Origin of the sequence: Candidatus Pantoea formicae, assembly GCF_011752625.1 — a bacterium.
GTDB classification, from domain to species: Bacteria; Pseudomonadota; Gammaproteobacteria; order Enterobacterales; family Enterobacteriaceae; genus Pantoea; species Pantoea formicae.
In genome coordinates, this window is sequence record NZ_VWXD01000005.1 from 336,822 (window position 1) to 361,102 (window position 24,281).

18 protein-coding genes and 1 tRNA gene are annotated in these 24,281 nt (G+C 54.7%); 3 read left to right on the plus strand and 16 right to left on the minus strand.

Annotated features, from left to right (window positions below; translation table 11 throughout):
* Positions 1-101: 101 nt before the first annotated feature.
* From F3J38_RS17295 to F3J38_RS17315, 5 genes are all read right to left on the minus strand, one after another.
* Positions 102-788: a GntR family transcriptional regulator gene (locus F3J38_RS17295; protein WP_167140431.1), complete on the minus strand. Its 687-nt coding sequence runs from the start codon at positions 786-788 to the stop codon at positions 102-104.
* 98 nt (positions 789-886) lie between these two features.
* Positions 887-2,347 carry a mannitol dehydrogenase family protein gene (locus F3J38_RS17300; RefSeq protein ID WP_167140433.1) on the minus strand — a complete coding sequence of 487 codons (1,461 nt, stop codon included), beginning with the start codon at positions 2,345-2,347 and terminating at the stop codon, positions 887-889.
* Between the two features lie 52 nt (positions 2,348-2,399).
* Positions 2,400-3,683: an MFS transporter gene (locus F3J38_RS17305; RefSeq protein ID WP_167140435.1), complete on the minus strand. Its 1,284-nt coding sequence runs from the start codon at positions 3,681-3,683 to the stop codon at positions 2,400-2,402.
* An 80-nt stretch (positions 3,684-3,763) separates the two neighbouring features.
* Complete coding sequence (locus tag F3J38_RS17310) at positions 3,764-4,774, minus strand: Zn-dependent oxidoreductase (RefSeq protein WP_167140438.1); 1,011 nt, start codon at positions 4,772-4,774, stop codon at positions 3,764-3,766.
* A gap of 236 nt (positions 4,775-5,010) precedes the next feature.
* A tRNA-Asn gene (locus tag F3J38_RS17315) sits at positions 5,011-5,086 on the minus strand.
* A 308-nt stretch (positions 5,087-5,394) separates the two neighbouring features.
* On the opposite strand from F3J38_RS17315, the gene F3J38_RS17320 reads away from it, so the two are divergent.
* Positions 5,395-6,516, plus strand: a complete 1,122-nt coding sequence (locus F3J38_RS17320) for a Gfo/Idh/MocA family protein (RefSeq protein WP_167140440.1) — start codon at positions 5,395-5,397, stop codon at positions 6,514-6,516.
* Between the two features lie 140 nt (positions 6,517-6,656).
* Here the strand turns inward: F3J38_RS17320 and F3J38_RS17325 are convergent, their stop codons facing one another.
* From F3J38_RS17325 to F3J38_RS17375, 11 genes are all read right to left on the minus strand, one after another.
* Positions 6,657-6,866, minus strand: a complete 210-nt coding sequence (locus tag F3J38_RS17325; protein ID WP_167140442.1) for a hypothetical protein — start codon at positions 6,864-6,866, stop codon at positions 6,657-6,659.
* Between the two features lie 129 nt (positions 6,867-6,995).
* A complete protein-coding gene (gene yegS, locus F3J38_RS17330; protein ID WP_167140444.1) occupies positions 6,996-7,895 on the minus strand; it encodes a lipid kinase YegS in 900 nt (299 codons plus the stop codon).
* A gap of 231 nt (positions 7,896-8,126) precedes the next feature.
* Positions 8,127-9,494: a prephenate-dependent tRNA uridine(34) hydroxylase TrhP gene (trhP, locus tag F3J38_RS17335; protein ID WP_167140446.1), complete on the minus strand. Its 1,368-nt coding sequence runs from the start codon at positions 9,492-9,494 to the stop codon at positions 8,127-8,129.
* A 138-nt stretch (positions 9,495-9,632) separates the two neighbouring features.
* Entirely contained in the window at positions 9,633-10,340 is a 708-nt protein-coding gene (gene baeR / locus F3J38_RS17340; RefSeq protein WP_167140448.1) for an envelope stress response regulator BaeR, read from the minus strand.
* Between the two features lie 3 nt (positions 10,341-10,343).
* Positions 10,344-11,735: an envelope stress sensor histidine kinase BaeS gene (baeS, locus tag F3J38_RS17345; protein WP_167140450.1), complete on the minus strand. Its 1,392-nt coding sequence runs from the start codon at positions 11,733-11,735 to the stop codon at positions 10,344-10,346.
* Positions 11,732-13,138, minus strand: coding sequence for an MFS transporter (locus F3J38_RS17350; protein ID WP_167140452.1), 1,407 nt, complete (start codon positions 13,136-13,138; stop codon positions 11,732-11,734). The genes baeS and F3J38_RS17350 overlap by 4 nt, the downstream gene beginning before the upstream one ends.
* Positions 13,139-13,154: 16 nt before the next feature.
* On the minus strand, positions 13,155-13,553 hold the full coding sequence (gene vapC / locus F3J38_RS17355; RefSeq protein ID WP_167140470.1) for a type II toxin-antitoxin system tRNA(fMet)-specific endonuclease VapC: 399 nt from the start codon (positions 13,551-13,553) through the stop codon (positions 13,155-13,157).
* Positions 13,553-13,786, minus strand: coding sequence for a type II toxin-antitoxin system VapB family antitoxin (gene vapB / locus F3J38_RS17360; protein WP_167140473.1), 234 nt, complete (start codon positions 13,784-13,786; stop codon positions 13,553-13,555). The genes vapC and vapB overlap by 1 nt, the downstream gene beginning before the upstream one ends.
* A gap of 71 nt (positions 13,787-13,857) precedes the next feature.
* Complete coding sequence (gene mdtC, locus F3J38_RS17365; RefSeq protein ID WP_167140475.1) at positions 13,858-16,926, minus strand: multidrug efflux RND transporter permease subunit MdtC; 3,069 nt, start codon at positions 16,924-16,926, stop codon at positions 13,858-13,860.
* Positions 16,923-20,045, minus strand: coding sequence for an MdtB/MuxB family multidrug efflux RND transporter permease subunit (locus F3J38_RS17370; protein ID WP_167140477.1), 3,123 nt, complete (start codon positions 20,043-20,045; stop codon positions 16,923-16,925). The genes mdtC and F3J38_RS17370 overlap by 4 nt, the downstream gene beginning before the upstream one ends.
* On the minus strand, positions 20,045-21,274 hold the full coding sequence (locus tag F3J38_RS17375; protein ID WP_167140479.1) for an MdtA/MuxA family multidrug efflux RND transporter periplasmic adaptor subunit: 1,230 nt from the start codon (positions 21,272-21,274) through the stop codon (positions 20,045-20,047). Before F3J38_RS17375 ends, F3J38_RS17370 begins: the two co-directional genes overlap by 1 nt.
* Positions 21,275-21,513: 239 nt before the next feature.
* On the opposite strand from F3J38_RS17375, the gene F3J38_RS17380 reads away from it, so the two are divergent.
* Both F3J38_RS17380 and F3J38_RS17385 read left to right on the plus strand, forming a co-directional pair.
* Positions 21,514-22,476, plus strand: coding sequence for an aldo/keto reductase (locus tag F3J38_RS17380; RefSeq protein WP_167140481.1), 963 nt, complete (start codon positions 21,514-21,516; stop codon positions 22,474-22,476).
* Positions 22,477-22,689: 213 nt separating this feature from the next.
* On the plus strand, positions 22,690-24,030 hold the full coding sequence (locus F3J38_RS17385; RefSeq protein WP_167140483.1) for a carbohydrate porin: 1,341 nt from the start codon (positions 22,690-22,692) through the stop codon (positions 24,028-24,030).
* Positions 24,031-24,281: the final 251 nt, after the last annotated feature.

Consider the following 24,281-nt stretch of genomic DNA (forward strand, 5'->3'; position numbering starts at 1 on the left):
GGGCAGTGCGCGTCCCTGGTCACATACGTTTGTATGCTCCCAGGGCCTGTGCGCTGACCGCCCGCGAACTGCCTACGCCGCCGACGATTTTGGTCTATGACTTAAGGTGCTTCAAACCACTCGCTATTACGCTCGGCAATCGGCGTAATGGTCAAAATCATCTCCTGCAGATGACGGCGCATCGCCACTTCTGCCGCTTCGACATCTTGCGCTTTTAGGGCGTGGTAGATGTTTTCATGCTGCTGAATCAAACTTTCCGGTGGCGACACTTCACTCAGCGTCAGAAAACGTACGCGGTCCATGGTGGCTTTAATATTTTCCACGGTTTCCCACGCCAGTAGGCAGTTAATCCCTTCAGCAATCAGGCGGTGAAACTCATCGTCCAGCGCTAAAAAAGCCTGACTGTCGTGGCGTTCAGCGGCCAGGCGTTGCAGCTGTAAGTTATGCTCCAGCGCCATCAACCCCTCGGGGGTGATCTCCTGCGCCGCGCGGCGTACCACGGCAATCTCAACTGCTTCACGGATAAAACGACCATCTGCTACTCGCTGAGCGGAAATTTTGCGTACAAAGGTGCCGCGCTGTGGCAGCACTTGCACCAGACCGGCTTCCGCCAGTTTGATAAAGGCTTCGCGTACCGGTTGGCGCGACACGTTGAAACGCGCGGACACTTCTTTCTCCGACAGCAGTGATCCCGGATGGATAGCGCAGGTCACGATATCTTTGCGCAGATAGCGATAGATCTGCTGATTTACGGGTTCGCTGGTGGTTATGGTATAAGCAATCGACATGCAGCAATATCCGTATTACGGCTGGCGTACGCCAGCCCGATAGTAAAGGTTCAGTCTAATCAGCACGCTGCATCTGCGCTACACATTTGTGAAGGCCATTATGCCTGCGCCACAAGGGCATGCACCGTCGCACGCGCACCCTGCGTATTCAGCTGCTTATACAACTCCGTTACACGAGAGACAAAGGCGGTTTGATAGCGTAAATCGTCGCCAAACACCGCTTGTAAACGCAGCAGTGCTTCTACGCGCTGCGCGCCTTCATCACTGTGCGCCACAATGCTGGCGAGCTGCTCTTTGAGCGGATCGCGAATCTCAATGGCCTGACCCTGTTCATCGACACCGCTGACGTAACGCATCCAGGCTGCGACGCCGAGCATAAGATAATCGCAGGATGTGCCGTTACGCAGATGCCAGCGCACACTGTCGAGCAGTCGCTGCGGTAACTTTTGGGTGCCATCAGTGGCGATCTGATAGGTGCGATGCTTAATGGCGCGGTTTTCATAGCGCGCAATGAGTGAATCGGCATAGGCTTCCAGATCCACGCCTTGAGTGCGTAGGGTAGGAGCCTGATCCTGCAACATTAATGCACGTGCTGCCGTACGGAAGTTGGCATCTGCCATGCAATCGCTGATGTGCTCATAACCGGCAAGGAAGCCAAGGTAGGCGAGGAACGAGTGGCTACCATTGAGCATACGCAGCTTCATCTCTTCGAACGGCAGCACATCGCTGACCAGTTCGGCCCCGGCATGTTCCCAAGCGGGGCGGCCATTCACGAAGTTATCCTCGATGACCCATTGGAAGAAGGGTTCAGCTTCCACAGCCACCGGATCGCTGCTGCCGAGGCGGGCTTCTAATGCATCAAAGGCCGCATCCGTCATCGCGGGGACGATACGGTCGACCATCGTGGAAGGGAAGGTGATGTGCGTTTGAATATAGTCCGCGAGATCATGGCTATGGCGTTCTGCCATTTGCGTGATGACATTACGTGTGACATGGCCGTTTTCCGGCATGTTGTCGCAAGACATCACGCTGAAAGGGGGCAGATTGCGTTCGCGACGGCGAATAATGGCGGCGAGAATCAGACCCGGTAATGAGCGCGGCTGCGTCGGGTGTTCAAGGTCATGCACAATATCGGGATGGTCCGGGTTGAGCTTGCCGCTCGAGGGCATGTAGCAATAGCCTTTTTCGGTCACTGTCATGGAGACAATCGCCACGTCAGGCTGGCTCATCGCTTCGATCACGGCGTCAATCCCGTCACCTTTACCGTGCAATGCTTGTGTTATCACGCCAATCACACGGGTGTTCAGGCTGTCATCGGCCATCTCGGTCAGCGTGTAGAGTAAGTCTTGCTGACGCAGCGCTTGGATTAAGGCGCCGCTATTGAGATTGACTTCACAGTATCCCCAGTCGCTGCCCTGCGCAGCCAGTTTGTCGCTCGCAAGTGCCTGATGCGCACGGTGAAAGGCACCAAAGCCGATATGCACCATGCGGGTTTTTAACTGGCTACGATCGTAAGCGGGGCGTTGTACGTCGGCGGGAAGGCGATCGATCTCTAACATGCGTTTTCCTTTTAGCAAACGGGGCGCTGAGCGCCCCATTATGGTCAATCTGTTATGCGGAAACTGGTTTATCTGCGGTCTTTGGGCTGCGAATCACAAACAGCACCAGCATCGCACCAATCCCGGCGACACAGCCCGCCAGAATAAAGGCGCTGTCGAATTTACCGGTGTGTTGCACGATATAGCCCGTGACAATCGGTCCAACAATTCCGGACAGGCTACCAATCAGATGGATAAAGCCGCTGATGCTGCCGACACGGCTTTTGTGCACCACATCCTGAATAATGGCCCAGTAAATCGCACCGGTGATGTAGAGGAAGAAGATGGAAACCGACATCATGATCACCGCCGAGTTCACCTCTTTAATGGTACCTGCCAGTGCCACGCAAATCGCTGCGGCCAGCAGTGAAAACACCAACACGATCTTACGCGATAACAGCAGCTTACCGGTGATGTTGAAGATTTTATCGGAAATCCAGCCACCCAAGGCCAAACCGACGAAACCAACGATCCACGGGATCATGGTGGTGATACTCATGGATTTGATGTCTAGCCCATGCGCCTGGACCAGATAGGCCGGGAACCAGCTCAGGAAGAAGAACAGAATATAGTTGTAGCAGAAGAAGGCAAAAGCGGTGACCAGGATAATGGGCTGGCGCAGGTAGTAACCCATGCCGTGCGCTTTGCCCGTCGGATCAATCACATCCGCCGGTTCTTCCGCTTTGAGTTTTTCTACCAAGGCGCGTTCTTCAGCAGAGACTTTTTTGCTGCGCGCCGGATTATCAGCGGCGAAGAAGAACCACAACCCCATCCACACCAGGCCAATCACACAGATCACCACGAACGCCGGACGCCAGCCAAATGACAACGCCAGGTAGCCGACAATCGGACCGGCAACCGCGCCGCCCAGTGGCGAACCGGCACTCAGCAGGCCCATGGCGGTAGCGGCCTGTTTTTTGGGGAACCAACCGTTAATCGCTTTGTTCGCCGAGGCACAAATCGGGCCTTCCGCCATGCCGAAGAGTACGCGCAGAATCATCATTGACCAAAAACCGGTGGCCAGCGCCGTCATGCCGCAGAACAGCGACCACATACCAACCGCAGTGCCGAGCACGATGGTAGGGCCAAATTTATCGGTCGCCAGGCCACCGATAAAGTTAAACAGTGCGTAGCCAAAGAAGAAGCTACCGAAAATCAGGCCGAACTGTTCGGCGTTGATCATCAGGTCTTTTTCCACCAGCGGTACGGTCAGCGAGAGGGCAATACGATCGAGGTAGTTGATCATATAAACCAGGAACAACAGCAGTACGAGGGTCCAGCGCAGGTTCTTTAACATAGAAACTCCGTCATAGCTCTTATAGTAATAGTGACCGGTGGGTACGCACCGGTTTAAGGACACCTGGTGTGAAGATTAACTTAACCCATGTGCAGAATAACTTTGCAGCAGGTGCGCGGGTCTTTTTCAAACAAGGTCATCGCGCGTTCAATCTCGGCTAACGGGAAATAGTGCGTGACCAGCTTCTCGGGCTGAATCAGACCTTTTTCCATCCATTCGATCACTTGCGGGAAGCGATTGCTGTTAAGACGTGAAGTGAACAGCGACAGCTCTTTGCTGGTCAACGCTTGCTGCGTGATGCTGCACGGTTCGCCAGAGAATCCCAGCAGGCCAATACGCGCGGCCGGTGAGGCGAGGGCAGCGGACTCGGCCAGGATGGAAGGGTGGCAGGCAGCATCAATGATTAATGTCGGTTGTACCCCTTCCAACTGGGCGGCCAGCGGAATGTCGCTGTTATTGAATACCCGGTCTGCGCCATTCTCTTGTGCCAGCGCCAGACGTTCAGGCAGACGGTCAACCACCAGAACCTGTTCTACGCCATACACCCCTTTCAATACCTGAATGGCGGTTAAGCCCATCGGACCTGCGCCATAAATCAGCGCGATGTCGTTGGGTTGTGGCTTAAGGAAGGCCGTGATATTCGCCGCGATAGTGAAGGGTTCAACCATGCTGGCGAGTTTGTCTGGAATTGAGGCAGGCAGACGGAAGGCATTTTTGGCAGGCGCTACCGCGAACTCGCTGAAGCCGCCGTCACGATGCACACCAATCACCTGGAGCTCTTTGCAAACGTTAGGGCGACCGATGGAACAAGGATAGCAGTGACCGCAGCTGACAACCGGATCGACCGCGACGCGCTCGCCCACGCGGCTGGCATCCACGCCTTCGCCTACCGCATCAATCAGACCAAAAAATTCGTGACCAATCACTCGTGGATACTTGGCGAACGGATTATGGCCGTGCCAGATATGCACATCAGATCCACAGATGCTGGCAAACTGCACTTTGACACGCACTTCGCCGGCGGCTGGAGCCGGCAGCGGGCGGTCCGCCAAAACCAATTCACCAGGTTGTTCAATCACGACACTTTTCATCTTTAACTCCTGACCGGATGCACGTTTAAAACGCGGTCCTGCATTAACGGGAAAGCAATGATGAAAAAATACGCTTTCAAATACTACCATACAAGTCGGCGTTCAAGAGTTGTGAAGAGAGTCACACGGCGTGAAGGGTAAGGGGAAAAAGCAAAGGGGTTAAGTTATGGGCAACGTAATGGGGGTAAATTGCAGGCATAAAAAAAGCAGCCTGAAGGCTGCTCTTTTTAAGAATTTGGCTCCTCTGACTGGACTCGAACCAGTGACATACGGATTAACAGTCCGCCGTTCTACCGACTGAACTACAGAGGAATCGTTTGGAACGGGGCGCATAGTAACGAGCAGGCTCCTGCTTGTCAAAGCCCTTTTTCACAATTCTTTCTGACTGATTAATAAAGCGTCAATTGCTGCGTTGAAGCGACTGTGAGCCGCTTGTTCAGGCTCCGCTTGAAGCCTTTTTGTGACTTAAATCACAAGCTATATGCAAGATTACATTCTTATTTGTCGATTTTGTCAGATACCTCGCATGCATGATCACAGATATTTCATTTCGGCATTGTCGGGCGAAAAAGCGAAACATATATTCCAGATCAATTTCCACCCACAACTCCAGGTGCAGCATGAACAAAGTCAGAATCGGTATGATCGGTAGTGGTTACATTGGTCGTTGTCACGCTATTGCCTATGCGCAGGCACCAACGGTATTCGCCCTGAAGGGCGAAATCGTGCGTGAGATGCTGGCCGAGGTCACCCCTGAACTGGCGGCGAAGCAAGCCGCGACTTTCGGTTTCGCGCGCTCAACGGGCGACTGGCGTGAACTGGTACGCGACCCCAATATTGATGTCGTCGATATCTGCGCCCCCAACTTCCTGCATAAAGAGATGGCGCTGGAAGCGATTCGCCATGGTAAACACGTTTACTCTGAGAAACCGCTCTCATTGTCAGTAGCCGATGCCGAAGAGATGGTGCAGGCGGCCCAACAGGCAGGCGTCAAAACGCTGGTGGGTTTCAACTATATGAAAAACCCCACTAGCCAGCTGGCGCGTGAAATCATTGCGCGCGGTGAAATTGGTGAAGTGACACATTTTTACGGCACCCACAATGAAGATTATCTGGCACGCCCGGAAACACCGCTCGACTGGCATTGCCAGAAAGCGCTGGCTGGTTTAGGTGCGTTAGGCGATCTGGCTGCGCATATTGTCAATATGGCGCACTATTTGGTGGGCGATATTGAAGAAGTCAGCGGCGATATGATGACGGTGATCAAACAGCGTCCCGATCCAAAAGATCATTCACGTCTATTGCCCGTTGAAAATGAAGATCAGGCCAGCGCGCTGCTGCGTTTTAAAAACGGGGCGCACGGCGTGTTTGAAACCTCTCGTATCGCCTGCGGCAGCAAAATGGGCCTGACTTACGTGGTCACTGGCACCAAGGGGACGCTGCGCTACACCCAAGAGCGGATGGCAGAGCTTGAGCTGTATATCCATGATGAGCCAGCAGGGCGTCAGGGCTTCAAAACCATTCTGACTGGCCCGGCCCATCCAGATTACGCTAATTTCTGCGTATCAGCGGGCCATGGTATTGGCTTTAACGACCAGAAAACCGTCGAGATCCGTGATTTGATCAACGGTATCGCAGCCGGCGATCGTATGTGGCCAGATTTTGCCGAAGGCTTGCAGGTGCAGAAAGTATTGGAAGCCGTCGCGGTGTCCGCAGTCGAGCGCCGCTGGATGAAGGTGTAGCGGTAACGCACTTCTTGCCGCACGGTAGAAGGTTAATGAGCAGGCTGGCCCCGCTTTAGGCTAAAAGGCGAAAGCTAAACCAGCCAATTAACCACAATGTTTAAACCGGCAGCACTTCTTGCCGCGCGCACGCAAGCTAATCAGCAAGCTGTGGCCGCTTTGGGGCTGGCATTTCGCAGCGCTGAACGGAATGAGGAAGCCAGGAGAGCCAGCATGGATGCTGGCGAAAGGCGCAGCAGGGACAGGGAAAGTCCCGTCTGCGCCGGTCCGTCAGGCTGACGAGTGAAGTGAAGGTACCGCGCCAGCGGCGCGAGGACCGCCAGCCCCAAAGCGGCCTCAGACTGCGTCATAACCAGCAGCCCTAAGCTGCTTCAACCAGCCTCATAACCAGCAGACTTAAGCTGCTTCAACCAGCGTCATAACCAGTAGTTCTAAGCCGACTCAACCAGCATCATCACCAGCAACCGAACTAACTAGCATTACGCCAGCAGCGGGCACTGCGGTGGCAAACGGCAACTCAATGCGCCCGGCATCACTTCAATCTCAAATTCACTGCCGGTCAGTGGCTCACCGTCCAGATTAAACGTCATCTCGTGCGGCGAGTGAATCTTCAACGACTGCAACTGTGCGCTAACGATATTCGGGTTCTCATCATCACGCGTCAATGAGTGCAGCAGCGTCGGCAACAGCTCCTGCGCAGTCACAATGCTCAGGTTAAGCTGACCATCATTAATCAGCGCATCCGGACACAGTTTCTGTCCGCCACCCGCCTGGCGCCCATTGCCAATGCCGATCACCAGTGCATCACCTTGCCACTCAAAACCGGGACCGCTGATCTCACAGCTATCCGGCTTCAGCGCATCCACCCGCATCAAGCCATGAATAAAGTACGACACGCCGCCTAGCGCTGACTTCAGCTTCTCAGGCGTTTCCGTTGTAATGCGGGTGCCAAAGCCACCGGTTGCCATATTGATGAAATAGCGATCACCATTAACGCGCGCTAAATCGATCGCGCTGGCTTTACCTAACACCGCAAGACGCAATGCTGGTTCCATCTCCGGCGGAATACCCACGCTGGTGGCAAAATCATTGGCTGTACCCAGCGGTAAAATGCCCAATACCGGGCGCTTTTCCGCTGAGATAGCCGCCAACGCCGTGGCAATCTCATTAATCGTGCCATCGCCACCGCCCGCCACCACGGTTTCTGCCTGCACATCCACCGCTTCCTGAACGTAGCGTTCACCGTCACCTTTTTCCCAGGTCACGCGCACCGCGAGATTAAAACCTTCATCACGCAGCGTGTTGACTGCCGCACGCAAATCTTCATTGCCAGCGCCTTTCCCATTAAGGATCAGCAGAGTGAGCGGTTTGTTTTGCATAATCAGTTCCTTGACGCGAAATACGATGCAGTGGTTATAGCATAGCTGTGCAGTGAACTTTATCGGCGGGAGATGAAAAAAGAAAACCCGCACGGGGGAGCCGGGCGGGTGAATGAGGTGGTTCCTGGTACTACCTGCTGTTTGTTGTTACTCGTTAGCAGCAGGCGCGATTCTAAAGCGAGGCGCAGCGGCGGTCTGTGATCCTGTTCTAACTTCGCCGCATTCTTTTCATTATGTGCGTTTTTTTCCGTGCGGATCGTAAGTAGTGTTACCGTCGGTAAAGTTACGCAGCAGCAGTGCATAGGCAAGATCCACCACTTCTGGAACGGGGATCCACACGCGATGTCCATCACCCGGCGCGACATCCACCGCTGCACCTTTGTCATTTTGCATGGCTTCAAGGGTACAGTTCAGATTGCCTTGTGGCGTCATGATCTCGACTGCATCGCCGAGCAAAAACTTATTCTTCACCGCAATCTGCGCCCACTCACCGCGCCGTTCACCCGTAAATTCGCCAACAAACTGCTGGCGCTCTGAAACAGAGAAACCGTACTCGTAATTCTGATAGCTGTCGTGGGTATGGCGACGTAGAAAGCCTTCGGTATAGCCGCGATGCGCCAGACCTTCGAGTGTTTCCAGTAGCGCCGGATCAAAAGGCTTGCCTGCTGCTGCATCATCAATGGCGCGGCGATAGACCTGCGCGGTACGGGCGCAGTAATAGAAGGACTTGGTGCGTCCTTCTATTTTTAGCGAGTGCACGCCCATCTGCGTCAGACGTTCGATGTGGGCCACCGCGCGCAGATCCTTAGAGTTCATGATATAAGTGCCGTGCTCATCTTCAAAAGCACTTATCACCTCACCAGGTTTCATCTTCTCTTCTAGCAGGAATACGCGATCGGTGGTTGTGCCGATACCCAGTGTCGGTTCCTGTACCTCAACCGGTTGATGGAAGGCGACGATATTGCCCATCTCGTCCTGCTGGCCTTCTTCCACCTTATATTCCCAGCGGCAGGCGTTGGTGCAGGTCCCCTGATTGGGATCGCGCTTATTGAGATAACCAGAAAGTAAGCAGCGCCCGGAATAGGCCATGCACAGCGCGCCGTGTACAAAGATTTCAATTTCCATCTCCGGAACCTGCTGGCGAATCTCCGCAATCTCATCCAGAGATAGCTCACGCGACAGAATCACGCGAGTCAGCCCCATCTGCTGCCAGAATTTTACCGTCGCCCAATTGACGGCGTTGGCCTGAACCGACAGGTGAATCGGCATCTCGGGGAAGGCTTCTCTTACCAACATAATCAGGCCCGGGTCGGACATGATCAGCGCATCGGGCTGCATAGCGACCACGGGCGTCAGGTCGCGGATAAAGGTTTTCAGCTTGGCGTTATGCGGCGCAATGTTCACCACCACATAGAACTTTTTGCCAAGCTGATGGGCTTCTTCGATCCCTTTGGCCAGCACTTCATGGGTAAATTCATTGTTGCGCACGCGCAGGCTATAGCGCGGTTGACCGGCGTACACGGCGTCAGCGCCATAGGCGAAGGCATAGCGCATATTCTTCAGCGATCCCGCTGGAGAAAGGAGTTCGGGTGTAAACATGGGGGATTTCTCACTGATGTCAGGTCAGCATGCCATCGCGGATGGCAGGTGCAGTGACCGCCCCAGGCGGCCCTGCAAAAGGTGGGGAATTGTAGGCAGGCCCGCACCCTAACTAATTGACCTGGATCAATGAAATGGCTATAGCAGGCGGCAGACGTCCGCTTCCCAACGATAGCCCATACCGTACACGGCACGAATAAAGGGTTGATCGGCGTCCAGATTCTCCAGCTTGCGCCGCAGATTCTTAATGTGACTATCAATAGTCCGGTCTGTCACTACGCGATAATCATCATAAAGATGGTTCAACAGCTGCTCACGGGAAAAGACTTTGCCCGGTTCCAGCGCCAAGGTTTTCAGCAGACGAAATTCTGCCGGTGTCAGTTCCAGAAGCTGCTCACGCCAGCTGGCTTGAAAACGGCCTTCGTCGATCAACAGATGTGAGGCGAGCTGCGCCTCTTCAGGCGATCGTTTCACGCGACGCAAGATGGTTTTCACCCGCGCCACCACCTCGCGTGGGCTGAAAGGTTTGCAGATGTAGTCATCAGCACCAATCTCCAGCCCCAGCAGACGATCGATCTCTTCGATACGTGCGGTGACCATAATGATTGGCAACTCCGAGAAACGGCGGATTTCGCGGCATAGCGTCAAACCATCGCGGCCGGGCAGCATTAAGTCCAGCAGCATCAAATCAGGTGGCGACTGCTGTACGTAACTCAGCACCTCATTACCATCGGCAATGTGATGGGTGCGGTAGTTCGACGCTTGAAGATAATCAATCATCAACTGCGCCAGTTTGGGTTCATCTTCAACAACAAGGATCAGAGGATCGTGATTATCCGGGCTCATAATTTATTTCTGGTGAGGAACATAGGGCAAGTTTAGCGTGATTTGCAGTCCACCTAAATCAGAGTGATCCGCAGAAATGCTACCGCTATGCGCTTCAACAATATTTTTGCAGATGGCTAATCCCAACCCGGAGCCGCCGCTGGCACGATTGCGCGAGCTTTCAGCGCGGAAGAAACGCTCAAAAAGATGGGCCTGATGTTGCTCATCAACACCTGGCGAGCTGTCGGCAAAGCGCAACTGCCAGCCCTCATTGCTTTGTAGCAGGCGAAGACGCACTTCACCGCCCGCATCGGTATAGCGCAGGCTGTTCTCGAGTAGGTTAGTAAATAGCTGCATCAGGCGATCCGGATCGCCAAAGCTCTCCGCTCTGGCGGGCAAATTCAGCGTGAGCGTTAACTCGCGGCTGCGATAGCGTTCACCAAAGCTGCCCGCCACCACTTCCAGTAAATTCACTAAATCCACCGGCTGTTTACGATAGGCGAGGGCACCTGCATCAGAGAGCGAAAGCTGATGTAGGTCATCCACTAGCTTGGTCAATACCACCACTTCGCTCTGCAATGAGGTGATCGCTTCCGGCGTCATCTTGCGAACACCGTCCTGCATCGCCTCCAGCTCCCCACGCATGATGGCAAGCGGGGTACGAAGCTCATGGGAGATATCGGCCATAAAGGCGCGGCGGTTACTCTCATTCTTCTCCAGTGAACTGGCCAGTTGGTTGAAATCGCGCGCCAGCTGGCCGATCTCATCGCTGCTGCCCACTTCCACGCGCGTGGCAAATTTACCGGCAGCAAGTTCATGGGTGCCATCCACCAGCCGCTTAACGGGCGCTAATAAACCGCGTGCAAGCAACCAAGTCACCAGCGCGGCGAGCAAGGTCGTCAAGGCAACAATCATCCAACTGGTCTGACGCTGTTGCAGGTCAAAATTAATATCGGTACTGCGCGTCAGGCGTTCGGCGGGTGAGGCTATCACCCAACCCACGACTTTCCCCGTGCTGGTGGTGATGTTGCGCCGGGGTCCTTCCGGAGGGACCTCGGAACGCGGCCCAGACAACACTTTGTATTGCTGGTCGATAATCCAGAACTGCGTGCGCCAGCCATGGGGGGGAAGCTGATTGCTGCTGCCGGGATTTTGCTCCATTGAACGCAAAATGGTGAATATTAGCCGATCGTTATTACGCAAAAAATCCCAATTGCCGTGTTGCTCATACTGATCGGCCAGCGCATCGCTCAGTAGTGTCAGGCGCTGTTCATTGCCTTTCTTGATGTAATCGACAAAGCCGTGCTCGAAGCTCAGACGCACACCCCAATGCATGGTGATGATCACCAGCATGCAGGTGGAAAAAATTGCCATAAAAAGCTTGGCGCCAATGCCGAGTTTGACCGGCTGTTTCATCCTTTGCTCCTGCCTCTGAGATCCACGTTTTTGCTCACATCTTTAGGTACCCGCCAGAACACCAATGCGGGTAGGACAATCACCAATGCCATGCACAGGTAGGTATAAATAAAGGTTTGGTGTGCGGCAGCGCTATCGGTAACCACACCATGACCAAAGGCACCGAGCAGCAAGCCTGCAACGGTGACACCGATACTCATCGAGAGCTGCATGATCATCGACAGCAGGCTGTTGCCGCTGGAAGCAAGATCGTCTGGCAGCTCTTTCAGCGTCAGTGTATTCATTGAGGAGAAGCGGATGGCATTGACCATCCCTTGCAGCAGCAGTACCACCGGCAGCAACCACGCCCAGCCCAGTAGCGCCACCGCGGGGAACAACAGCACCACCAGTGCCAGCGCAAAGGTCGCGCCCACCAGTGCATTGCGATAGCCGAACAGATTAACGATGCGCACCACCACGCGTTTGGTGCCCATGTTGCCGAGCACCATCGGAATCATCATTAAACCGGCATGGAACGGGCTGTAACCAAGCCCGACCTGAAGAAAGATCGGCGTCATAAAGGGCAACATGCCGCTACCGATGCGGCCAGTAAAACTGCCAAGTAGACCGATCGAATAGATGCGATTATCGAACAGTTTTAGACTAAACAGCGCGTTGTCATTGTTGCGGCCGTGCATCAGATAAAACAGCAGCGAAAATACGCCGACCAGAATCAGCGCGCCGAGCAGCAGGGGTGAGCCACCGGTACTGCGTTCGCCATCCAGCGCCAGCGTCAAGGTTGCCATGCCCACGGCCAGCAGCACGAAGCCGAGGAAGTCGAAACGGCGTGTTTGCATGGTGTAATTCGGCATCAGCATCAGCGTGGCAATCGCGCCGATGATGCCGACCGGGATATTAATCAGGAAGATCCAGTGCCAGCTGGCGTACTGCACCAAGATCCCGCCCAGCGCTGGGCCGAGCAGCGGGCCAATTTGGCCTGGCGTGGTAACAAAGGTCATCGCCGACATGTATTGCTCGCGCGGCACGATTTTCATCACCGTCAGGCGCCCGACCGGCACCATCATCGCACCGCCGATGCCTTGCACCACGCGTGCCATCACCAGTTGGTCGAGTGAGGTGGAAAAGGCGCAGAGCACCGAGCCGATACTAAACAGCACGATGGCGCAGAAGAAGATATTGCGCACGCCAAAGCGGTCCGCCAGCCAGCCGCTGATCGGCAAGGTGACGGCTACCGTCAGTACATACGAAACAATAACCGAATGCATATGCAACGGGCTGACGTTCAGGTCACGCGCCATTGAGGGAATGGCGGTGTTGACGATAGTGGTATCCAGCGACTGCATAAAAAAGCCGAAGGCGACGATCCACAGCTGCCAGCGCACGGTGGCGTTTTGCGAGTTCATGGGGAGTACCGTTTTTTTAAAGCCAGTTTTCGCTGATTAGCCCGTTGACCCGTGAAAATTCGCGCAGGTTGTTGGTAATGAGTGTGAGAGCTTCACTTCGCGCATGTGCAGCGATGTGCAAATCATTCAAACCAATGGGCGTGCCTTTTTTTTCCAGGTCAGCGCGAATCGAGCCGTAATGATAGGCTGCCTTTTGATCGTAGCTGAGCACGTCCAGGCGGGAAATGAAGTCTTCAACCGTGCGTAAATTTCTCTCTGGAAAAGCACTTTTTTCCGCGCCATGAATGAGTTCAGCAAGAGTAATTGAAGAGATGACCATGCGCCCGACATTGGCGTTGAAGCGTTCCAGAACCTCTATCGGGCGGCGTTTAATGACATAGATGACAATGTTGGTATCCAGCATATAACGATACATTAAAAATCTTCCCTGTCAGATTGCTCCTGTGATGCACGCTCATTCATAAAATCATCGCTTACGCTGGGGCCATCGAGGAAAAAACTATCCCAGGCGTTTTCAATGGGGGTGAGAATGCGTTCTTTACCAACCGCACGCACCGTGACATTTTTCACGTTATCAGGAAAGCGTACGTCAGCAGGAATACGCACATTTTGCGTACGATTGCTTGTGAACACGGTACCTTGAGACATATAAACCTCCTTAGTTGTTACTGGATAAAGTTTACTCGCTTTATGCTATGTAGCAAGGGTGTATAGCATGGTCATTCTGTAACCAATGTCTCTTTTTTACGCCGGCTCAATTTATCCATCATCAAATACACCACCGGCGTGGTGTACAGCGTCAGCAACTGGCTCATCACCAGGCCACCAGCGATAGTGATGCCCAGTGGCTGTCGCAGCTCTGCACCGTCACCGCTGGTCAGCACCAGCGGCAGTGCGCCAAATAGCGCCGCCAGCGTGGTCATCAGAATCGGACGGAAACGTAGCTGGCACGCCTGGAAAATGGCGTCACGCGCTGAAAGATTGCCGCTACGTTGCGCCTCCAGTGCGAAATCCACCATCATAATGGCGTTCTTTTTGACGATGCCAATCAGCAGCAGAATGCCGATTAGCGCAATTAAACTAAAGGGGGTATTAAACAACTCAAGCGCCAGCAGTGCGCCCACACCCGCCGAGGGCAGGGTGGAGAGAATGGTCAGCGGATGGACGTAACTCTCATACAAAATCCCCAGCACGATATACACCGCTGCAATCGCCGCCAGCATCAGGTAAAGCTGGTTGGATTGCGATTGCTGAAACACTTGTGCAGTACCGGCAAAGCTGCCGCGCACGCTGGATGGCACACCTAGCGAGGTCATGGTGCGATCAATCGCATCAGAAGCCTGCGACAGCGACATACCCTCTGGCAGGTTAAACGAAATGGTGGAGGCGGCAGACAAGCCCTCATGGTTTACCGACAGCGGTGCATTAGCGGGCTGCCATTTAGCGAACCAACTCAACGGAATCGCCTTGCCATCACTGTTGATCACGAACATCTGATCCAGCGCGCTGATGTCTTGGGTATAGCGCGGGTCGACTTCCATCACCACTTTGTATTGGTTGAGCGGCTGATAGATGGTGGAGATTTGGCGCTGACCAAAGGCGTTATTCAGCAGGGCATTGGCGGCAGAGACTTCAATACCAAGGCGTGCCATGCTTTCGCGGTCATAAGTGAGGTCCATTTCACTGCCGTTATCCTGCTGATCCGAGTTCACGTCGGCTAACTCCGGCAGGGCAGCAAACGCCTGGCGAATTTTCGGTTCCCACTCGCGCAGGTCGGCGAGGTTGTCCGACAACAAGCTGTACTGATAGCTGGCATTGGATTCACGTCCGCCAATGCGAATATCCTGCACTGCATTGAGATAGAGGTTGGCACCAGGCTCCTTTGCCAGCTTGGTGCGCAGGCGTGCGATCACTTCCTGGGCGTTTTCACTGCGTTCAGACAGGGGCTTTAGGGAAACAAACATCGAACCGCTGTTGGTGCGTGAACCGCCGGTAAACCCAGTCACGTTATCCACCGCGGGATCGGCTTTGATGATGTTCATAAAGTCCTGCAATTTGCCGCGCATCGCCTGGAATGAAATGCTCTGATCCGCCGAGATAAAACCGTTCAAGCGGCCGGTATCCTGCTCAGGCATAAAGGTTTTCGGGATTGAGATAAACAGCCACACTGTTAATCCCACCGTGGCGAGCAGCACCATCAACACCCAAATGGCGTGATTCAACACCCAACCCAGCGAGCGCGCATAGCCGTTTTGCACTTTCAGCATCACTTTGCCAAAACCGCGCGTGCGTGGCTGGCTACGCTTCTCCTGGGGTTTCAGCAGGTAGGCGCACATCATCGGCGTCAGCGTAATGGAGATAAACAGCGAAATCAGTATTGCCACCGACAGGGTGATGGCAAATTCAGAGAAGAAGCGCCCAATGATGCCGCCAATCATCAGCAACGGCAGGAACACCGCAATCAGTGACAGGCTCATGGAAAGCACGGTAAAGCCGACTTCACGCACACCGGTCAGGGCCGCTTGCAGCGGCTTCATGCCGGCTTCGACGTGGCGCGCAATATTCTCCAGCACCACAATGGCGTCATCGACGACAAATCCGGTGGCAATGGTGAGCGCCATCAGCGACAGGTTATTGAGGCTAAAGCCGCACAAATACATGGCTGCAAAAGTGCCAATTAGCGAAACCGGTACCGCGGCGGCGGGGATCAATGTGGCGCGGCCATCTCGCAGGAACACAAACACCACCAGAATCACCAGTGCCACCGCGATAATTAACGACTGCTCCACTTCCTGCAGCGAGGCACGAATGGTGGGGGAGCGGTCTTGGGCAATTTGCAGATCGATGGCCGCGGGGATCACTTCATGCAGCAGCGGCATTTCGCTACGAATACGATCCACCGTTTCGATGATGTTGGCATCGGGTGACTTTCGCACCACCAGCAATACCGCCGGTTTGCCATTGGTCATCCCGGCGTTGCGCACGTCCTGCACTGAGTCCTGCACGTTAGCCACATCGCTCAGTCTCACTGCCGCACCGTTGTTGTAGTGCACCACCAATGGCTGATACACGCTTGCGGTTTGCAGCTCATCGTTGGTGCGTACCTGCCAGCGCTGCTGCACATCGTCAATCGCGCCTTGAGGACGACGTTGGTTGGCGTTGCTGATCGCGGTGCGAACTGCATCGAGCGACACGCCCTGATTGAACAGTGCCTGTGGATTGAGGTCTACGCGCACAGCAGGCAGTGAACTCCCGCCCACTGTGACATCACCTACGCCCTGAATCTGGGAGAGCTTCTGCGCCAACTGCGTTGAAGCGTAATCATACAGCTGACCGGGATTATAAATGTCCGAGGTGAGCGTGAGGATCATGATCGGCGCATCGGACGGGTTGGCTTTGCGATAGGTGGGGCGACTTGGCATCCCGGTTGGCAGTAGGCTTTGTGCCGCATTGATCGCCGCTTGTACATCGCGCGCCGCGCCGTTGATGTCGCGATCAAAATCGAAGACCAAAATCACGCGCGTGCTGCCGAGTGAGCTGGTTGAGGTCATCTCACTCACGCCCGCGATGCGCCCCAGCGAACGCTCCAGCGGTGTCGCTACGGATGCGGCCATGGTTTCTGGTGAAGCACCCGGCAGCGAGGCGGAGATGACGATCACCGGAAAATCCAGTTGCGGCAAGGGTGCGACCGGCAGCAAGCGGAAGCCGAGAATACCGGCCAGCGCGATGGCCAATGTCAACAGCGTCGTCGCGACAGGGCGATGAATAAACAGCGCGAAGAACTTCACGGCTGCGCCTCGGTGCGCTTAAAGCGACGGCGAGTGGCGTGGGCCAGACGATCAAACAACAGGTAGATCACCGGTGTGGTAAACAGCGTCAGCACCTGGCTCAGAATCAAACCGCCGACCATCGCGATGCCCAGTGGGCGACGCAACTCGGCACCCACGCCGGTACTGATCATTAACGGAAGCGCGCCCAGCAATGCGGCCAGCGTGGTCATTAGAATCGGGCGGAAACGCAGCAAACAGGCCTGATAAATGGCTTCACGCGGGGCCATGCCTTGCTCACGCTCGGCGGCCAGTGCGAAGTCGATCATCATGATGGCGTTTTTCTTCACGATACCAATCAGCAAGATAATGCCGATGATGGCGATGATATCCAGCTCGTTGCCGCTCAGCATCAGCGCCAGCAGAGCGCCGACGCCCGCGGTGGGCAGGGTGGAGAGAATGGTAATGGGGTGAATAAAGCTCTCATACAGCACGCCGAGCACGATATACATCGCCACCACAGCGGCAATAATCAGCCAAACCGTGCTGGAGAGCGCCGCTTCAAATGCCAGCGTGCTGCCCTGGAACTGCGTCATCATCTCGGCAGGCATGCCGACCTGATCTTCTGCCGCGCTGATGGCTTTCACCGCCTCGCCCAGCGAATAATCTTCGGCGACATCGAATGAGAAGGTGGCCGAAGGGAACTGGTCGAGATGGTTAATACTCAACGCTGCATGGCGCTCTTCCACTTGGGCGATAGCACTGAGCGGAACACTGCCGCCGTCACTGCTGTTGAGGCGGATACCCTCGAGGCTGGCAAGCCCCGGCGTTTGCTCGCTATTTTGTTCCAGTACCACACGGTACTGGTTGGCTTGGGTGTAAATGGTGGAGATTAAACGCTGACCAAAGGCGTTATACAGTGCGTTATCAACATCGGCCATGGTGATACCCAGGCGGCTGGCGCTGTCGCGATCGACACGTATAAAGGCTTCCAGCCCTTGATCTTGCCAGTCGCTACTGACGTCACGCAATTGCGGTAAGCCATTCAACTGCTCCAGCAGCTTCGGCACCCAGGTGCTCAGGGACTCGAGCGAACCGGATTGCAACGTGAACTGATAGGGCGTGCGGCTCGCTTGGGTTTCGATGGTCAGATCCTGCACCGGTTGCAACCACAGTGACACACCAGGGACTTTATCGATCTCCTGCTGCAAGCGCTTCTGCACGGCGGGAATGCGGTCATCGCGCTCATTCAGCGGCTTAAGGTTGATCTGCAGACGGGCGCTGTTAAGGGCTGCATTGGTGCCATCGACGCCAACAAACGACGTCAGGCTCTGCACTGCCGGATCTTTCATGATGATTGATGCTACATCACGGGTGCGCTGCGCCATGCTGATATACGACACGGACTGTGGGGCCTGCAAAGTCCCTTGAATAATGCCGTTGTCCTGCTGTGGGAAGAAGCCTTTCGGAATGGCAATCCACAGCAATACGGTGAGCAGTAGCGTGCCCAGTGCCACCGAGAGCGTGATCCACGGGTGCAGTAACACCCGCGTCAGCCAGCGGCCATAACCGGCGATCACGCGGTCAAACATCGCTTCACTGGCGCGTGAGAAGCGGTTCTGTTTACGCAGTGATTCCACACTTAGCATACGTGCACACATCATCGGTGTTAGCGTCAGCGACACCACGGCAGAAATCAAAATCGCCACCGCCAAAGTGACGGCAAATTCGCGGAACAAACGACCAATCACATCGCCCATAAACAGCAATGGGATCAGCACGGCGATTAACGAGAAGGTGAGTGAGATGATGGTGAAGCCAATCTCGCCTGCGCCTTTCAGCGCCGCCGTCATCGGCTTTTCCCCCTTCTCGATATAGCGTGAGATGTTTTCGATCACCACGATGGCGTCATCCACCACAAACCCGGTGGCGATGGTTAAGGCCATCAGCGTCAGGTTGTTGATGGAAAAGCCGAGGAAATACATCGCCGCAAAAGTACCGACCAGTGACAGCGGAACCGCTACTGCGGGAATAATGGTGGCGGGGACGTTACGCAGAAACAGATAGATGATCATCACCACCAGGCCAATCGCCAGCATCAGCTCGTGCTGCGTATCGGCCACTGAGGCTCGGATATTGGTGGTGCGGTCGGTCAGCAGTTTGACATCCACCGATTTCGGTAGCGTTGCGGTGAGTGAAGGTAGCAGTGCGCGAATGCTGTCGGCAGTGGCGATGATGTTGGCACCCGGCTGACGTTGTACGTTAAGCACAATTGCCTGCTGACGGTTGGCCCAGGCACCGAGCCAGCTGTTTTCCGCTCCTTGCTCGATGGTGGCCACATCACCCAAACGTACCGGCGCGCCGTTGTTGTAGCTGATGATCAGCTTGCGATAATCCTCAGCAGAGGTCATCTGATCATTGGCGGCGAGCGTAATCGAGCGAGTGGGGCCATCCAGGCTTCCCTTGGCGGAGTTGACGTTGGCATTGGTGATGGCGGTGCGCACCGTTTCACTGGTCAAGCCCAGTGCTGCCAGAGCTTGGGTGTTCATTTTGACCCGCACCGCCGGGCGTTGCCCGCCCGAAAGGGTCACCAGACCGACACCGGAAACCTGGGATATTTTCTGCGCCACGCGCGTTTCCACCATGTCCTGCACCTGCGTTAGCGGCATGCTGGTGGTGGTGACGGCCAGCGTCATAATCGGCGGATCGGCTGGATTCACTTTGCTGTAGACCGGCGGGTTCGGCAGGTCGCTCGGCAACAGGTTGGTGGCGGAGTTAATTGCTGCCTGCACTTCCTGCTCGGCGACATCCAACGAGAGGCTTAGCTGGAATTGCAACGTGACCACTGATGCGCCGCCTGAACTCTGTGAAGCCATCTGCTTCAGCCCTGACATCTGACCGAACTGGCGCTCCAGCGGGGCAGTGATTGAGGATGTCACCACATCCGGGCTGGCACCGGGATAGAGCGTGACGACCTGAATCGTGGGGTAATCCACTTCAGGCAGGGCGGAGACCGGCAGAAAACGATAGCCGAGTACGCCCGCCAACAGAATGGCAATCATCATCAGCGTGGTGGCGACCGGGCGGAGAATAAACAGCCGCGATGGACCACCGCTGCTGTCAGGAGGCATCACCTGCATTATTGGCGTTCTCCACGGGCGGGTTGTGCCGCACGGGTGCTGTGCGTTGCAGTGCTTTGGGGCGATACCACTTCCACGGTAGCACCTTCGGTCAGGCGGTCCAGGCCGTCAGTCACCACCCGCTCACCCGATTCCAGCCCAGCAGTGATCACCACCTTTTGGCTATCCTGCAAACCTGCGGTGACGCGTTTTTTACTCACTTTGTTTTCGCTGTTCACTACCCAGACAAAGTGACCGTCGTTGCTCATCTGCAGCGCAGCCGTTGGGATCACCACTGCATCCTGCAGCGTGTCCACTTTAAGGCGCGCATTAACGAACTGATTGGGGAACAGCGTGTCATCCTGATTATCGAAACGCGCTTTGAGTTTGATGGTGCCGGTGGTGGCATCGATCTGATTATCCAGGCTGAGCAAAGTCCCGCTGGTGAGGAGCGTTTTGTTACTGCGGTCCCAGGCCTCAACAATCAGCGGTTGGCCGCTTTTCTGCGCCTTAAGAATTTGACTGATATTGTTCTCGGCAACGCTGAATACTACGTCAATAGGATGCGTTTCGGTTATGACCACCAAACCTGTGGTATCGCCGGAGGTGATGTAGTTACCGACATCGACTTGCTTCAGGCCAACACGACCTGAAATCGGTGCCGTGATGCGGCTATACGTCAGATTGAGCTGTGCGCTGGCAACATTCCCTTCATCGGCTTTGATGGTGCCGAGCGTTTCGCTGACCAACGAGCGCTGTGTATCCAGTTCTTGTTGCGACACCAACGAGGTTTTCGCCAGTTTTTCATAACGACTTAAATCACGCCGTGCATTGGACAAGGTTGCCTGGTCTTTCGCCAGTTGGCCCTGCGCCTGAATTAAAGCCACTTGATAAGGGCGGGGATCGATCTCTGCCAATAGTGCGCCCGCAGCGACTTGTTGGCCTTCCTGGAAATGCAGCGCCATCAGCTGCCCATCGACGCGACTGCGCACGGTGACCGTGTTGGCTGCCGTCACCGTGCCGAGGCCACTGAGGTAATAAGGCACGCTTTGGGTCGTGGCCGCGGCTGCCTGCACGGGGGCCAGAGGACGGCGTCCCGCACCGCTCCCGCCCGCGCCACGGCCATGGTGCTGGCCCTGTGCCTGCGGTTGTTTGCTCGGTTCTGCTGGATGCTGCCACCCGTAATATCCGCCAGCGAGCGCGGCAATCACGACAACGGTTATCAGGCTTTTTTTCATTCGGCTGTTCATTGCTATGTTGCTCTCCAGCGGTTTTATGTTCCCCAAATGCGAAAACAAAATGGCCGTTTCGCAAACGAAATCATTGTAGTCGCCCGATCCTGGCAAAAATTGAAGGAAATAAGAATATCGCCCTGGGCGAGCTAAGTATTCATATTGTGTAAACATTTTGGCAGGAAAACGCACAAGCGCAGCGATTTCCTTTGCTAAGCTCAAAAGCAGTCATGTCTCGTTTCAATAAGGAGAACAAAATGAGTCAACAGAAAACCCGTCAGCTTGGCGACAGTGGTATTCAGGTTCCGCTTCTCACTTTTGGCGGCAACGTTTTTGGCTGGACGGTAGACGAAAAGACCTCTTTTTCGCTGCTCGATGCGCTGGTGGAGAAAGGATTGTTCTTCATCGATACCGCGGATGTGTATTCGCGCTGGGCACCGGGTAATGAGGGGGGTGAATCGGAAACCATCATCGGTAAGTGGCTGAAGAAGAGTGGAAAACGCGACAGCATTGTGCTGGCGACCAAAGTGGGTATGGAGTTGTCACCCGAGAAAACCGGTCTGAAACCCGTTTACATTCGTCAGGCTGTGGAAGATTCCCTGCGCCGCTTGCAAACTGACGTCATCGATCTTTATCAGGCACACCGTGATGATGAGGATACCCCGCTGATCGAGACGCTGAAAGCCTTTGATTCGTTGATCAAGGAGGGCAAAGTGCGTGCGATTGGCGCCTCCAACTACAACGCTAAACGCCTGCAGGAAGCGCTGGATATCAGCAAGAAAGAGGGGCTGGCGCGTTATGAGACTTTGCAGCCGGAATACAATTTGTATGACCGCCAAGAGTACGAAAACGGGCTGGAGCAAGTGGCGGTAAAAAATGGCTTGGGCGTGATCAACTATTACTCGCTTGCCAGCGGTTTCCTCAGCGGCAAATACAAAAAACCTTCTGATGCCAGCAAAAGCAAGCGCGGGCAGGGGATTGTCGAGAAGTACCTTAATGATCGTGGCAAACGCATCATCGAAGCGTTAGAGGATGTGGCGGCTTCGCATGACGCGTCAGCTACGCAAGTGGCGCTGGCGTGGCAAATCGCCCGTCCAAGCATCACGGCACCGATTGTCAGTGCAACTTCGCTGGAACAGATTGATGAGCTGGTTAAAGCCACTGAACTGCAGTTGAGTAAGCAAGAAATTGAAGAGCTGGCCACTGCCAGTAAAGCCTAAAGTAAACGGGGCGCTGCGGCGCCCCAGCTCGTTTTCGTTTTTTTGCCATGCAAAAAATGCCATTCTTGTAAAAAAATATTCATTCATAGACCATTGTCACAATTGCGTTAATTAACTATCACCCCGCTGTTCACTGCGCACATATTTGCAAAAGTTGACATATCCCCAGCACTATCCTCTGTTCGATCCTTTCCGATAACTCACAAAAGAATAATGATCATGAACAGATTAAAAGCAGTGCAGCATATGCCCCGCCTGGCAGCGGGAACCCTGATGTTTGCGATGCTGAGTGCGTCTGCAATGGCAGCAGATGCATTCAGTTATGATTCTCCTTATATGTTCGGTGACTGGGGAGGCTACCGAACGCAGTTGGAAAATGACGGGATTAAATTCGACGTTAACTACACCATGGAAAGCGCGTCTAACCTGGGTGGCGGCTCAGATAAAAACACCTCAATGCGTTACAGCGACCAGTGGGCGTTTGGCGCCAACTTTGACCTGGAAAAACTGCTGAACTGGCAGGATGCAGAGTTTCAGATGACCATTACCGATCGTAATGGGCAAAACATTTCCGATCAGGTAGCTGACCGCCGCACCGGTATGCTTTCATCCGTACAGGAAGTGTATGGTCGTGGACAAACCTGGCGTCTGACGCAGTTCTGGTTGCGTAAAGGACTGTTTAACGATGTCGTCGACCTGAAAGCAGGTCGTGTCACTGTCGGTGAAGACTTCGACAACTTTGACAGTAAGTTCCAGAACCTCGCCTTTGGTAGCGGCCAGGCGGGTAACTGGCGTGGCGATCGCTGGTTTAACTGGCCTGTTTCTCAATGGGGCGGTCGCGTGAAGTTCAACATTACCCCGGAAGTGTTCTTCCAGGTGGGCTTCTATAATCAGAACAGTTCCAACTACGACAGTGGTAACGGTTTCCGCCTCGACACCAATAACTCTGAAGGTAACCTGGTGCCAGTGGAATTGGGTTGGAAACCGACCTTTGGGGCCGACAAACTGCCGGGCAACTACCGCATCGGTTATTACTACTCATCCGCCAATGGCGATAACTACGGAAGCTGGCGTGATGGGGCCTACCAGAGCCAGGATCATGCTTACGGCGGCTATGTGTTGTTACAACAACAGTTAACCGCGCAAGGTGGCGATGCCAGTCGTGGTTTGGGTGTGACCGTCCAAGCGGTGATGAATGACCACAAAACCTCGAAAACGGACAACTATCAGTCAATTAGCTTTACCTGGAAAGGGCCATTTGATGCCCGTCCACAGGATGAGATTGGTGTCGGTGCTGCGCGTATTCACGTCAACAGCGCCTATACTCGCTCGCTGCGTGAACAGAACAACGCTAACGGTGAAACTGATTTCAACAGCCCAACCTATCTGCCTATTCAGGATGGTTCAGAGTACAACTACGAAATCTATTACAACGCTCAGCTGACCAAGTGGCTGCAACTGCGTCCGAACCTGCAGTATGTGGTGGCGCCGGGTGCGGTGAGTGAAGTGAAAGATGCATTTATTGGTGGCATCGCGGCGAATATTAATTTCTGATTCGCGGATGCAAACGACAATGGCGGCGATGTTAGCTTAATGCCAGCCAGTTAAGGTCCTGTTCGGCTAAGGCCGCTATTTTGTTAAAATGGCGGCCTTTTCTTTTGCACTATTTAGCATTTTGGTGCGGGCCCCAGCACCTCTGCTGCTGCCGGGCCGTCCTCGCGCCGCTTCGCGGTGCCCTCGGCTGCAACGTCGTGCCGGCCGGAACGTTCGGGTACGGCCGTCCTGGCCTACCCGAACTGCCTGTC

Excerpts from the sequence above, each read along its gene's own strand:
- F3J38_RS17295 (WP_167140431.1), bottom strand. The coding sequence starts at position 788 with ATGTCGATTGCTTATACCATAACCACCAGCGAACCCGTAAATCAGCAG.
- F3J38_RS17300 (WP_167140433.1), bottom strand. The coding sequence starts at position 2,347 with ATGTTAGAGATCGATCGCCTTCCCGCCGACGTACAACGCCCCGCTTAC.
- F3J38_RS17305 (WP_167140435.1), bottom strand. The coding sequence starts at position 3,683 with ATGTTAAAGAACCTGCGCTGGACCCTCGTACTGCTGTTGTTCCTGGTT.
- F3J38_RS17310 (WP_167140438.1), bottom strand. The coding sequence starts at position 4,774 with ATGAAAAGTGTCGTGATTGAACAACCTGGTGAATTGGTTTTGGCGGAC.
- F3J38_RS17320 (WP_167140440.1), top strand. The coding sequence starts at position 5,395 with ATGAACAAAGTCAGAATCGGTATGATCGGTAGTGGTTACATTGGTCGT.
- F3J38_RS17325 (WP_167140442.1), bottom strand. The coding sequence starts at position 6,866 with ATGACGCAGTCTGAGGCCGCTTTGGGGCTGGCGGTCCTCGCGCCGCTG.
- yegS (WP_167140444.1), bottom strand. The coding sequence starts at position 7,895 with ATGCAAAACAAACCGCTCACTCTGCTGATCCTTAATGGGAAAGGCGCT.
- trhP (WP_167140446.1), bottom strand. The coding sequence starts at position 9,494 with ATGTTTACACCCGAACTCCTTTCTCCAGCGGGATCGCTGAAGAATATG.
- baeR (WP_167140448.1), bottom strand. The coding sequence starts at position 10,340 with ATGAGCCCGGATAATCACGATCCTCTGATCCTTGTTGTTGAAGATGAA.
- baeS (WP_167140450.1), bottom strand. The coding sequence starts at position 11,735 with ATGAAACAGCCGGTCAAACTCGGCATTGGCGCCAAGCTTTTTATGGCA.
- F3J38_RS17350 (WP_167140452.1), bottom strand. The coding sequence starts at position 13,138 with ATGAACTCGCAAAACGCCACCGTGCGCTGGCAGCTGTGGATCGTCGCC.
- vapC (WP_167140470.1), bottom strand. The coding sequence starts at position 13,553 with ATGTATCGTTATATGCTGGATACCAACATTGTCATCTATGTCATTAAA.
- vapB (WP_167140473.1), bottom strand. The coding sequence starts at position 13,786 with ATGTCTCAAGGTACCGTGTTCACAAGCAATCGTACGCAAAATGTGCGT.
- F3J38_RS17370 (WP_167140477.1), bottom strand. The coding sequence starts at position 20,045 with ATGCAGGTGATGCCTCCTGACAGCAGCGGTGGTCCATCGCGGCTGTTT.
- F3J38_RS17375 (WP_167140479.1), bottom strand. The coding sequence starts at position 21,274 with ATGAACAGCCGAATGAAAAAAAGCCTGATAACCGTTGTCGTGATTGCC.
- F3J38_RS17380 (WP_167140481.1), top strand. The coding sequence starts at position 21,514 with ATGAGTCAACAGAAAACCCGTCAGCTTGGCGACAGTGGTATTCAGGTT.
- F3J38_RS17385 (WP_167140483.1), top strand. The coding sequence starts at position 22,690 with ATGATCATGAACAGATTAAAAGCAGTGCAGCATATGCCCCGCCTGGCA.